Source organism: Aquimarina sp. MAR_2010_214, from assembly GCF_002846555.1.
Classification (GTDB): Bacteria; Bacteroidota; Bacteroidia; order Flavobacteriales; family Flavobacteriaceae; genus Aquimarina.
The window spans coordinates 3698371-3711999 of sequence record NZ_PJMS01000001.1 but is presented as its reverse complement, the minus strand read 5'-3'; the positions used below and the strand labels follow the sequence as shown (position 1 = coordinate 3711999).

The following is a 13629-nucleotide window of genomic DNA, read 5'->3' as shown; positions in this document are numbered from 1 at the left end:
CTACTATGAGAGTCTATACAATATTATTTTTGTTTTTTTCATTTATAATAGCACCCGGTGCTGAAAAAAAAACCGAAACTACAATAGAAGAGGTAATTGTGTATCTTGAAGGAGCACAAATAAAACGAACAGCCTCTGTTAACCTGACTCCAGGTGCTAATGAAATTACATTACCCAATTTGTCTCCTAATATCGATGAAAACAGTATTCAAGTCTCTGGATTAAAAAATACGTCCATTCTTGCCATAAATTTTGTAATTAATTATCTAGATAAGAAAAAAGATTCTGAAGAATTAGCTTCTTTAAGAAAACAATTAAAATCAATATTACAGCAAAAAAATAATTTCAACAATAGTATATCAGGTTTTCAACAAGAACAAAAACTCCTAAATAACAATCAACGTATTGGAAGTGACACCTCTCCTATTTCTTTAGAGAAAGTAAAAGAAATTTCTACTTATTATCGAGAAAGGTCAACAGCAATAGAAAACGAAATATACACACTCACTCAAAAAGTAGATGACCTAAATAATCAAATTCAAGATCATAAAAATGAGATCAATAAACTTGAAGATCATACCAAAGAACAGCGAGGCGAGATCAAATTGAAACTAGACGCACCTACTGCCTCTAATTTGATCTTAGAAATACGATATAATGTTGCTAATGCTGGATGGTTCCCTCTATATGATATTAAATCAAATAGCACAGAATCACCACTTAACATAACTTATAAAGCGAATGTATATCAACAAACAGGTACGGATTGGAAAAATGCTAATATCATTCTATCTACGGGAGATCCTAATACTAATAATCTAAAACCAGATCTAAACCCAAAATATTTAAATTTCACATATCGAGGATATAGAAAAAGTAATACAGTTAATAAATATTCTTACAAATACAATCCAACTATAAGAAGAGTATCTGGAATCATAACAGATGAACAAGGGCTACCTCTTCCTGGAGTTAATGTCATAGAAAAAGGAACAACTAATGGTGCACAAACAGATTTTGATGGTAGATACACCATTAATATCCAAGGTGGTCGAGAACTTTCTTTTTCGTATCTCGGTTTTACCAATAAAATGATTCCTATCTATTCATCATCAATAAATATAGCTCTAGAAGTAGATTCTCATGAATTAGAAGAAGTAGTTGTAACTTCTAAATTACGAGGAAAAGTTAGTGGTCTTTCTTCTACCGGAAGAAAAGAAGAAAAAAAAGAGTACAACCAAATCGTCGAAACCAAAGAATCAGGAATAACCACTACCCGATTTAAAATCAAAAAAAAGCATACCATTAATTCTAATGCCGATATTACTGTAATTGCTATTGATAAATTTGACATGAAAGCTGATTATCAATACTATATCGCACCAGAACTGAATGAAAATGTGTTTCTTACTGCTAAATTAGGAAACTGGGAACAATTTAACCTCTTAGCAGGAGAAGCGAATATCTATTTTGAAGGTAGTTTTGCTGGTAAAACAAATATTGATCCTTTGGCCACCACAGATAGTTTGACTATTTCTTTAGGTGTTGACCCAAATATTGTTGTAAAAAGAGAACGATTAGACAATATTAAAAGTAAATCCTTTACAGGTAGCAATAGAATTATAAATCGTGGATACAAAATAAGTATCAAGAATAATAAACAAAATAAAATCCTTATTACTCTAGAAGATCGCATACCTGTTTCACAGAATAAAGAAATCAAACTGGGTAATATAAATTCTGGTAGTGCCAAATATGATCCCAAAACTGGTATTATGAATTGGAAACTAGATATTTCTCCCAACCAAAAGGCAGAAAAACAATTTTCTTATCAGGTTAAGTATCCAAAAAACAAGCAGATCAACCTTTAACGTTGAAATGTATACCGAAAACCATCTTTAAACTGCTCGTCAACGACAAATTCATTAGTAGTAATTTCAAAATTACCTAAGTTTCTGTCGTTGACGATCAGTTCCTTATTACCATTAATCGTAACAATTGAAAAAGTATAATTTCCGCTTGGAAATAAATCCTCGGTAGACGCACTAGTTGGATTATTATTAGTTACTTCTACTCTTTTTTTAGTGTCATCAAAATTCCAGACTATAGTTCCCTTTTTAAAATCCTGATTGATACCTGCAAACCCTCCTGTAACGTTTACTAAATTCCACACCCCTGCTAAACCAGATGGATCAGGAATAGGATCACCCGGGTTACCATCATCATCTCCACTACAACCTATCATTGCAAATAAGAACACTATATAAATAAAATGTTTCATCTCAACTGTTTTTGGTTACTATCTATATAACAGTAGATGAATTACATTTAGTATTCGTTGCGTTAACAAATGTTAAATATCAAAATATGCAACCATATCACTTTATAAGAATCTAACTAAATCAAAGTTTCTGCAATATGTTCTATTTCGTCCAAAAGAGCTACCAGATCATCTTTCTGGGTTAATGGGTTCATAATTGTAGTTCTTAAATAACGATGTTCTCCTATCGTTGTTTGAACAATATAAAATTTACCTGATTTCACTAACCGTTGACGAATAGCATTATTAAGAGTATTAAGATCTTTACTATCTGTTTTGAGATATCTAAAATTAATAATATTAGCTTCTGGTTCTAGAGCTAACTCAAAAGAAGATCGCTCTTTGATCATTTTTGCAAAAATCGAACCCATATCGTAAAGTTTATCAATATTTTTTTCGAATATTTCTTCTCCATACGTTTTAAGGATTGTATACACCTTAATAGACATCATCAGTTTTGTACATTCAAAAGTTCGTTTCCCCGAATTGTACCATTCTCTGGTATGTTGAGAATCCCAAAGGTATTGGGCTTTCTGAGCAAATGTTTGATATGCATTTTCTCCTTTCTTAAAAATTAACGCTGTGTTTAAAGCAGGAGTCATTAGCATTTTATGAAAATCTATAACCACAGAATCGGCACGAGATATTCCACTGGCTAAATGTTGATACTTATTTGAGAATACCACTCCACCACCATGTGCTCCATCAATATGAAACCACAAATTATTCTCCTCTGCAAAATCAGCTAGCATTTCCAAATCATCATAAGATCCTGTAGCAGTAGAACAGGCACAACCAATAAGTGCAATCACATGAAACCCTTCAGATTTAGCTTTATCCAGGCACTTATTTAATACACCGGTATCTATTTTAAAATCTTTATCTACAGGTACTTTGATAATTCCATTACTTCCCAAACCTAAAATTCTGGCTGCTCTATCAATACAATAATGTGCTTCTTCAGAAACCATTACCGCTAATTTTTCCTGATGTCCTTGTTCCCAGATTGCAGATTGTGCTTTGGCTTTACGTGCAGCCAATAATGCAGTAAGATTGGCCAAAGTACCTCCAGAAGTAAGAAAACCTGAAGTTTCTTTGGTATACCCAATTTTTTCAGCAACAAAATCAGTAACAATTTTTTCTATTGCATTGGATGCCATTCCCATCTCATATACTCCGGTACCATTACTTAGCAAATCAGACATTAATCCCGCTAAAGTCGAAACCAATGCAGGAACTGCAATCTGGTGACCAATATACCTAGGATGATGTACTTGAATAGAATGCTCTAAAATGTTCTTAAACACATCTAATGTTCCAGAATCTGAAATAAAGTCCTGTTTCCAATAAGCTAACTCTTCATCTGGCTCACGAAACGGAAGTACAGGATGTTCTCGATCAGTCTGAACCTTCTCCAAGTGATCAGCAAGTAAATCGATAACCTGATGTCCCATTTTTCTAAATTCGGACGGGTCATATGCTTTTTCTAATATATCTGTTTTTGGTATTATATTCTGCATGTTGTGTATTAGAATTAAATCTTTTAATATTATTTATATAAAAAATTGATCATCAAAAAAGCTAGCCTGTAAAACCAGTAATTATAGCTTTTAAATATGCTAAAATATTTATCAGAAAGGCAGGCTAACTTAATTTTGATCAAGAATTCTCCAATATGCGCGCAATGGATAAAACAAACATTTATACATTTCAAAATTAGCGATCCATATTAATAATAAAAAATACTTAATTTTGATAGACTAATAAAAAAAAATGATTAATGAACATTCAGCAATTAAAAAGTGTAGTCGTTTTATCTGAAAAATTAAACTTTACCAGGGCTGCAGAAGAATTGAATATTGTTCAACCTGCTTTAAGCAGACAAATTAAACAGCTAGAAGATCAAATTGGAGCTGTTTTATTTAAAAGAGATAAACGTAACGTAAAACTTACTCCAGCGGGTCAGCATTTTATAAAAGAAGTAAAAAAGCTACTTATTCAACTAGAAAGAATCAAAAAACAAACGGCTAATATTCATCACGGTCATGCAGGAGAGATTAGCATAGGTTTTACACATTCTATAATGCAAACAATTCTTCCTGAAATTTTAAAAACGATGAATCGTCAGATTCCCGGCATAAAAGCTGTTTTAAAAGAAATGAATAATCGTGATCAATATCTGGCATTACAACAAAATGAATTAGATATAGGTTTTGCTACAAATCCCTTGGTTCCACTTAACTTAAAAAGCAAAGTACTTCATATTGACAATTTTGTAATACTATTACCTGAAGATCATGCTGTTGATAGACATAACTATACCGATTTTTCGATATTTTCAAATGAAGAATTTATATTTCCTTCTGTGGCAGATGGGCCAAACTATGTCCGTATTCTTGAATCTATATGTATTGATGCTGGTTTTACTCCCAAAATTATTCACGAAACCGATTCTGCCAGTACGGGTTTCAGGTTAGTTGAAGCTGGATTAGGAATCTCTTTTGAACCTGTATCTTCATTACATGGACATGAGTTTCCAATAAAAATAATTGAATTAAAAAATATAAAACAGAAAGCGCAATTAACTATGATGTGGAATCCTGAACGAGAAATAGAATATCCATTATTATTTGAATTGCTTAAAAATTGGTCGGTTAGTTAAACACAATCTACTTATCCCTGATAATCGTCATCCCATTCTTTTACATTGGGTTCACCCAATTTCCCAACTGATTTTGCTACGATCATAGATACAGTTGCATCTCCAGTAACATTAACTGTTGTTCTTAGCATATCTAATGGTCTGTCTACTGCAAAGATTAGTGCTAAACCTATTGGTAACTTATCCGACGGGAAACCAATTGCTTCTAATACAATAACCAGCATTACCATTCCTGCTCCGGGAACAGCTGCCGATCCTATTGAAGCCAATAAGGCAGTTAATACAATAGTAATCTGATTACCAAACGTTAATCCTTCTGGCCAAAGCACTTGCATAATAAATACCGAAGCTACTGCTTGATACAAACTGGTTCCATCCATATTGATAGTTGCTCCAACTGGTAATACAAAACTAGACACTTCTTTATCTACACCAATATGCTCTTCTACTCTTTCCATAGTTACAGGAAGTGTAGCTGCGCTAGAACTAGTTGAAAACGCTAATAACTGCGCCGGGCTGATTTCTTTTAGAAACCATAATGGGGATTTCTTAGTAATAACAGCGACGAGTATACAATAGAATACAATCATTAAAGCTAATCCAAATATCACAACACCAGCATATTTTAATAATGCCAACAATATATCAGGATCATCAGAAGTAACGACTACATTGGCTAATAATGCAAAAACGGCATATGGTGCAGTAAGCATAATTAAATCAACCATCTTTAACACTACATCATTTAGACTATCAAAGAATTTCTTAAGTGGTTCTGATTGTGCAGGTTTTATCAATAACATACTAATACCAAGGATAATAGAAAAGAAAATTACCTGAAGCATCATTTTATTATTACTCATTGCTTTAAAAGCATTCTGAGGTACCATATCTACTATAAACTGTAATGGTCCACTTTCTTTTTGTTTACTTGCTTCTGCTATACGTTCAGATATTTTAGCATTACCAGCATATTCTGTAGTGAGTTTTTCTATAGTTTCGGGAGTAATCCCATTTCCTGGTTTAAAAACATTAACCATCAACAAACCAATGGTTATTGCAATTACTGTAGTTAAAACATAAATTACAATAGTTCTTCCTCCTATCAATTTAAATTTTGAAATATCTTTTAGATCAGAGATTCCTTTGATTAAAGAAGCTAAAATTAACGGAACTGCAATTAGTTTCAATAAATTCACAAAGATGGTACCAAAAGGAGCAATCCAATCTCCTGTAAATCCCTTTCCCCATGAAAGTGTTGTCATCAAAAATCCGAATAAGATACCAAGTATCATTCCGATCATAATTTTCCAATGCAGTGCTAGTTTTTTCATGTGAAGAATTTAATTTTTTAAGCCAAACAGCGCCCAATATATAAATTTAAAATAATAAAAAGGGATAGAAATTGCGAAATACGAAATAAAAGGTTTGTTTTTTTTAATATATCAACTGTTTTACAGACAAGTAATTATTAATTTACTGCCTCATATCAAAACTAAACCACTTAACTGGTTATCAATTTATTTCTTAATAGTTCTATTCATTAACCAATAATCAACAAGTACCAAAGCAGCCATTGCTTCTACGATAGGCACTGCTCTGGGCACTACACAAGGATCATGTCGACCTTTTCCTTGCATAGTAACGATATTACCTTCTTTATCTATAGTCTCCTGATCCTGCATAATTGTAGCTACTGGTTTAAAGGCTACATTAAAATAGATATCCATTCCATTAGAAATCCCTCCTTGTATACCACCTGATAGATTAGTTTGTGTAGTACCATCAGCATTAAAAAGATCATTATGCTGACTTCCTTTTAGCTCTGATCCGGCAAAACCACTTCCATATTCAAATCCTTTAACAGCATTGATTGACAACATCGCTTTTCCTAATTCGGCATGTAGCTTATCAAAGGCAGGTTCTCCTAATCCCACAGGTGCACCAGAAATAACGCAACTTACAATTCCGCCAACGGTATCTCCTTCTTTTCTAATTTGTTTAATGTAGTGTTCCATTTCCGAAGCCAACTTAGGATCTGGGCATCGTACAATATTACTTTCGGTTAATGATAAATCAAGCTCAGTATGACTTTTTTCTAATTTAATAGTACCAACACCACTTACATAAGCGTTAAATTTTATATCAGACAATACCTGTTTAGCGATTGCTCCTGCTACTACCCTACTTGCGGTTTCACGAGCAGAAGAACGTCCTCCTCCTCTATAATCCCTAACACCATATTTTTGATCATAAGTATAATCTGCATGAGACGGGCGATAGGAATCTTTGATATGAGAATAATCTTTAGATTTTTGATTTGCATTTTTGATCGCAAAACCAATAGGAGTACCTGTTGTAACACCTTCAAAAATACCAGAATAAAACTCCACACTATCGGGCTCTTTACGCTGTGTAACAATAGCTGACTGACCAGGTTTACGACGATCAAGCTCTTGTTGAATAGCTTCTAAATCAAGTGTTACACCAGCTGGGCAGCCATCAATGACTCCACCAATCGCTACTCCGTGTGATTCTCCAAAAGTAGTTACCTTAAATAGATTACCAAATGTATTTCCTGCCATACCTACAATTTTTAGCAAATGTAATTTTTAATCTTTAAAAACAAGGTAGTAATATGATAGAAAAAAATGGATTTAGATTCAATGTCATTAAGCTAGGGGAAATTACAACCTTTTACAAAATAAAATCACACTACCCCTCCTGAAAACAGGGGGGCATTTTTCATAGAAAACAGGGTTTCTTAAGAATACCACACCAACTAATTTTGTGTTATAAAAACCTATACTTATGATTACTATATATTGGAACAACACTAGACAAAGAAACTTCTTCAAACAATTGTTTACAACAGGAATACTTATTGCCTTGCTCTTTATGCAATATGGCTGTAGTGATGATGATGATACTCAAGCTGCAAGTACTGCAGATCTAGGCATCACAAAAACAGTAAATACAACTGCTCCAAATGTGGGCAGTAATATTACCTTTACAACAACAGCTATAAACAACGGCCCTGACGATGCTACAGGGGTTAAAGTTACAGATAACCTGCCATCGGGCTATACCTTTGTAAGTGCCACAGCATCGACAGGTACCTATACCAATGACGCAGGCATCTGGTCTGTTGGCGATTTAAGCAATGGAGCAAACGCCACCCTGGATATAACTGCTACAGTGCTGGCCACGGGAGACTATGCAAATACCGCTACCATAGCAGGTGAACAAACCGATACAACTACTGACAACAATAGTGTTACTTTTACAGTTACACCAACGGCATCAACTCTAAAAACAGATTTGGATGTCACAAAAACAGTAAATACAACTGCTCCAAGCGTAGGTAATAATATTACCTTTACAATAACAGCTACAAACAACGGCCCTGATGATGCTACAGGGGTTAAGGTTACAGACAACCTGCCATCGGGCTATACTTTTGTAGATGCCACAGCATTGACAGGTACCTATGCCAATAACACAGGCATCTGGTCTGTTGGCAATTTAAGCAATGGAGCAAGCGCCACCCTGGATATAACAGCCACAATACTTGCCACTGGAGACTATGCAAACACGGCCACCATAACAGGTGAACAAACTGATGCAACTGTCAGCAATAATAGTGCTACAGTTACACCAACAGTATCAAATCCAACAGCAGATCTGGGGATCACAAAAACAGTAAATATAGCTACCCCAGATGTGGGCAACAACATTATCTTTACACTAACAGCTACAAACAAAGGTCCTGAAGATGCTACAGGGGTTAAGGTTACTGACAACCTGCCATCGGGCTATACTTTTGTAAATGCTACAGCATCGACAGGTACCTATACTAATAGTACAGGCATTTGGTCTATTGACAATTTAAGCAATGGAGCAAGCGTCACCTTGGATATAACAGCCACAGTACTGGCCACAGGTAACTATACAAACACAGCCACCGTAGCAGGTGAACAAGCCGATACAACTACCGGAAATAATAGTGCAACCAGTACAATAACCCCGACAAAAATCTATATCGCAGGAGAGGCACTCGGTGGAACAGATCCTGATGCTATACTCTGGAAAAATGGTACAGCAACCCTTTTATCTCCCAGTACTAATAATGCTAGGGCTAATTCCATTTTTGTCTCTGGTACGGATGTGTATGTTACAGGAATTAAAAACGAATTTGCAGTACTCTGGAAGAATGGATCAGAGACCTCTTTATCTCCCAGTACTAGTAGAGCTAAGGGTAATTCAGTATATGTATCTAGTGGAGATGTTTATGTAGCAGGGTATCAAAACGATGGTGTTAATGCGCAAGCAAGATATTGGAAAAATGGAGTGGGTACATATCTTTCTTATACTATTACTAGTACTAGTTCCTCTGTAGCAGAAGATATAACTGTTGTTAGTGGCGATGTATATGTTGCAGGAAGTGCAGGGGTCGATGCCGTATATTGGAGAAACGGTACTAGAATAACACTAAACACAAGTGCAGGAAGTAGTTTTGCTCGGGCAATGGCGATTAAGGTTATTGACAATGTTGTACATGTGGTAGGGTATGAAATATCACCTACTGGTTATTCTCCAAGATACTGGAAAAATGGCGTACGCACTAACCTAAGTGGTACGGGTCGAGCATATTCCATTGCAGTGGCCAACAATGGTGATGTATATATAGGAGGAGAAAACCAGTATTGGAAAAATGGTTCGTCAACTGCCATTAGTGGAAAAGCAGAATCCACTATGATTTTTAATAATGATGTATATATGACTGGGGGAACCAAATACTGGAAAAATGGTGTGGAAACAATTTTTACCAATGATAATTGGACTAGAGGAAACTCTATATTTGTGACCAATTAAACTCTCTTAATATCTAAAGAATAAAATTATACTATATTTAAAAACCCCCTATTTTAGGGGGTTGTATTTTTTACTGTAAACAAGGTTTTTTTAAGAATACTACACCAACTAATTTTGTGTTATAAAACCATATACTCATGACCTCTATACTCCGAAACCACACTAGATAAAGAAACCACTTAAAACAATTGTTTACGACAGGAATCTTTATTGCCCTGCCCTTTCTGTTGATATAACTGCAGTGATCGATCAGGATGCCCATACTATTGTAGCCCTGGACAATGAAACAGCACAGGGTTTTACCAAAAATGCCCTTGCCTATACAATAACTACACAAGTAAATACAGCGATTGTTGAAGTCGAATTATCAGACAAGGAAATTTTAACCAAGTTCTATAATGCAAATCACGGTAATACTCTGGGCTAGGATCTTAACGACCAAACCATGGATTCATGGGATGAGGTAACCCATCGGAACGGAAACGTAACAGGTTTGGATTTAGAAGATACAAACCTTATGGTGATCATCCCGGAAATAGGAAATCTGACCAATTTATCACAACTATATTTGACTAACAATTCTCTGACCAGTATTCCTCAAGTGATATGTGACCTTGAAACGAATAATGGCACAACAATTCTAAAAGATTTACGTAAACTTTTAATGATAAAGCGTTGTCACCCCCTCCTGAAAACAGGGGGGCATTTTTCATAGAAAACAGGGTTTCTTAAGAATACCACACCAACTAATTTTGTGTTATAAAAACCTATAATTATGATTACTATACATTGGAACCACACTAGACAAAGAAACTTCTTCAAACAATTATTTACAACAGGAATACTTATTGTCTTGCTCTTTATGCAATATAGCTGTAGTAGCGATGATGATACTACGCCACCACCAGCAGCAGATTTAAGTAATGAAAAAGCAATTACCGCCTTTGTATTTACCACTTCACTAAACAACGCCTTGACTGAGGATGTAACCGCTGTGATCGATGAGAACGCCTATACCATTACTGTAACAGTACCTTACGGAACGAATGTAACTGCTTTACAACCTAGCATAACCCTGTCTGCTCAAGCCACTGTAGCCCCGGGTAATGAAATGGCACAGGATTTTACCAATGCTCGTAACTATACCGTAACTGCACAGGATGGGTCTAAACAAGCATATACCGTTACGGTAATAGTAGTCTCAAATACAGAAAAAGCAATTACCTCCTTTGTATTTACCGCTTCACAAAACAACGCCCTCTCTGCTGATGTAACAGCTACCATTGATGAAACCACCCATACTATTACCGCAACCGTACCTTCTGGAACAGATATGACTGCATTAAAGCCAAGTATTACCTTGTCTTCCCAAGCTACAGTAACACCAGGTAATGAGATAGTACAAAATTTCACTAATGCCGTTACCTATACCGTAACTGCAGTGGATAGTACCACACAAGGATATACCGTAACGGTAACCATAGCTCCAAATACAGAAAAAGCAATCACTGTCTTTGTATTAGCAGCTTCAATAAATACCGCCCTCTCAGCAGATGTAACTGCAGAGATCGATGAAACTACACATACTATTACTGCAACCGTACCTTCTGGAACAGATGTAACTGCATTAAAGCCAACCATAGCATTGTCTGCCCAGCAGGCAACTGTATCACCTGGCAATGAAGTAACGCAGGATTTCACCAATGCTCTTACCTATACAGTAACCGCAGGAGATAGTACTACACAGGAATATACAGTGACTGTTGTGGTCCAATTATCAGATAGGGAAATTTTAATCAAACTCTATAATACGAATCTCAATAATACCCTGGGTTGGAACCTCACCGATCAAACTATGGATTCCTGGAGTGGGGTAACCCACCAGAATGGAAACGTAACCGGATTGAATTTAAGAAATAAAAACCTTACAGTAATTCCTATGGAAATCGGTAACTTGACTAAATTATGGTATTTAAGCTTGGAAGGTAATTCCCTAACTAGCATACCTTCGGAAATCGGTAACCTAACCAATTTAACGCGGTTATTTTTGGGTAACAATTCCCTAACTAGCTTCCCTTCTCAAATCGGTAACCTGACCAAGTTAACGATCCTACACTTGGGTAACAATTCCCTAACTAGTATCTCTCAAGAAATTGGAAACCTAGCCAATTTAACAGACTTAAAGTTAAATAACAATTCCCTAACTAGCTTCCCTTCTCAAATCGGAAGCCTGATCAAGTTAACGAATTTGAACTTGTCTAACAATTCCCTGACTAGCATCTCCTCGGAAATAGGAAACTTAGCCAACTTAACCTTATTATCTTTGGCAGACAATTCCCTGTCCAGCATCCCCTCAGAAATTGGAAATCTGGTCAATTTGAAGGAGTTATTTTTGAGTAACAATTCCCTAATCAGTATCTCTTCAGAAATCGGGAAACTAACCAAATTATGGTATTTAGATTTGAAAGGTAATGTCCTATCCAGCATCCCTTCTCAAATCGGGAACCTGACCAATTTAGATGTGTTGTTTTTGCGAAACAATTCCTTGACGACTATACCTCAAGCAGTATGTAACCTTAGAACGAACTACGGAACAGCTATCTATATAGATCAAGGGGTAACCTGCCAGTAAGTTGTGTAATATTCAATCTCGGTTATTACATGAGTTAAACCGGGATTGGATATTAGTCTATTTCTCTAAGTTCGTTGAGTATTTGTTAATACCCAATTAATATTTCCAAATAATTAGTGAAGGTTTCTTAACAATATGCTTATGTTATCGTAATTGAATTTCAAAATACCTTCGCTTTATTTGTGATATTATTGTATTGCATGAAAAAACGTATTGTAGAGCTTGTTGTAATTTCTGACATCCATCTTGGTACTTATGGATGTCATGCAAAAGAGCTTCTCAACTATCTAAATAGTATCAAACCAAAAACTCTTATTCTTAACGGTGATATTATAGATATCTGGCAATTTAGAAAACGATACTTTCCTAAATCTCACCTTAAGGTTATCAAAAAGATCATTTCATTTGCATCAAAAGGAACAGAGGTTATCTATATCACAGGTAATCACGATGAGATGCTTCGTAAGTTTAGTGACACCCAAATGGGGCATTTTAAATTAGTTGATAAACTCGTGTTAGAATTAGATGGTAAAAAAGCATGGTTCTTTCATGGAGATGTTTTTGATGCTTCAATCCAAAACGCAAAATGGTTAGCTAAGTTAGGCGGTTGGGGATATGACATGCTTATTCTTTTTAATCAAGCTATTAATTGGTTTCTGGTACGTATAGGAAAAGAAAAATTCTCACTTTCTAAGAAAATTAAAAACAGTGTAAAAAAAGCAGTAAAATATGTCAATGATTTTGAAGATGTTGCTGCAGAGTTAGCTGTTAAAAATAAATATAGTTATGTGATCTGTGGCCATATTCATCAACCTCAAATGCGAGAATATAGTGATAAGAATGGTTCCTGCCTCTATCTAAATTCTGGCGACTGGATAGAAAATCTAACTTCATTAGAATACCATGATGCTGCGTGGAAATTGGTTCACTATGAAAGTGAATCGATGAAAAACTATGAAGAATCAATTGAAGAGGCCGAAAGCTTAGAAATTAATACCGAAGCTCTACAAGCCTCTTTCATGATAAATCAAGAATAACATCTCTCAAGAAATCATAATCAGCTATACTCACCTTTTAGTTAATGCCAGCAATTGATATGTGAACATAAATATTTTGAAAAATCATATATTAATAAGTTAG

The 13629-nt window shown here is 35.2% G+C and carries 11 protein-coding genes; 7 read left to right on the top strand and 4 right to left on the bottom strand.

Annotated elements, in window-relative coordinates:
• Positions 1-5 precede the first annotated feature (5 nt).
• A complete protein-coding gene (locus ATE84_RS15920) occupies positions 6-1871 on the top strand; it encodes a mucoidy inhibitor MuiA family protein (RefSeq protein ID WP_101448903.1) in 1866 nt (621 codons plus the stop codon).
• Here the strand turns inward: ATE84_RS15920 and ATE84_RS15915 are convergent.
• Together ATE84_RS15915 and ATE84_RS15910 are read right to left on the bottom strand one after the other, a co-directional pair.
• A complete protein-coding gene (locus ATE84_RS15915) occupies positions 1868-2281 on the bottom strand; it encodes a hypothetical protein (protein ID WP_101448902.1) in 414 nt (137 codons plus the stop codon). The genes ATE84_RS15920 and ATE84_RS15915 overlap by 4 nt on opposite strands.
• Before the next feature lie 116 nt (positions 2282-2397).
• Positions 2398-3840, bottom strand: a complete 1443-nt coding sequence (locus ATE84_RS15910; RefSeq protein ID WP_101448901.1) for an aminotransferase class I/II-fold pyridoxal phosphate-dependent enzyme — start codon at positions 3838-3840, stop codon at positions 2398-2400.
• 260 nt (positions 3841-4100) lie between these two features.
• Between ATE84_RS15910 and ATE84_RS15905 the strand changes: the two genes are divergently transcribed.
• Positions 4101-4982, top strand: a complete 882-nt coding sequence (locus ATE84_RS15905; RefSeq protein WP_101448900.1) for a LysR family transcriptional regulator — start codon at positions 4101-4103, stop codon at positions 4980-4982.
• Between the two features lie 11 nt (positions 4983-4993).
• Here ATE84_RS15905 and ATE84_RS15900 read toward each other — a convergent pair whose 3' ends face one another.
• Both ATE84_RS15900 and aroC read right to left on the bottom strand, forming a co-directional pair.
• Complete coding sequence (locus ATE84_RS15900; protein WP_101448899.1) at positions 4994-6316, bottom strand: dicarboxylate/amino acid:cation symporter; 1323 nt, start codon at positions 6314-6316, stop codon at positions 4994-4996.
• A 186-nt stretch (positions 6317-6502) separates the two neighbouring features.
• Positions 6503-7567 carry a chorismate synthase gene (gene aroC / locus ATE84_RS15895; protein WP_101448898.1) on the bottom strand — a complete coding sequence of 355 codons (1065 nt, stop codon included), beginning with the start codon at positions 7565-7567 and terminating at the stop codon, positions 6503-6505.
• Positions 7568-7793: 226 nt separating this feature from the next.
• On the opposite strand from aroC, the gene ATE84_RS15890 reads away from it, so the two are divergent.
• From ATE84_RS15890 to ATE84_RS15870, 5 genes are all read left to right on the top strand, one after another.
• The gene (locus tag ATE84_RS15890; protein WP_101448897.1) at positions 7794-9857 is read left to right on the top strand and encodes a DUF11 domain-containing protein; all 2064 of its coding nucleotides are present in this window, start codon (positions 7794-7796) and stop codon (positions 9855-9857) included.
• 241 nt (positions 9858-10098) lie between these two features.
• Entirely contained in the window at positions 10099-10284 is a 186-nt protein-coding gene (locus tag ATE84_RS15885) for a hypothetical protein (RefSeq protein ID WP_101448896.1), read from the top strand.
• 18 nt (positions 10285-10302) lie between these two features.
• Entirely contained in the window at positions 10303-10572 is a 270-nt protein-coding gene (locus tag ATE84_RS26615; protein ID WP_101448895.1) for a hypothetical protein, read from the top strand.
• Positions 10573-10632: 60 nt separating this feature from the next.
• On the top strand, positions 10633-12489 hold the full coding sequence (locus ATE84_RS15875) for a leucine-rich repeat domain-containing protein (protein WP_101448894.1): 1857 nt from the start codon (positions 10633-10635) through the stop codon (positions 12487-12489).
• Positions 12490-12689: 200 nt separating this feature from the next.
• Complete coding sequence (locus ATE84_RS15870) at positions 12690-13526, top strand: UDP-2,3-diacylglucosamine diphosphatase (RefSeq protein ID WP_101448893.1); 837 nt, start codon at positions 12690-12692, stop codon at positions 13524-13526.
• Positions 13527-13629 lie beyond the last annotated feature (103 nt).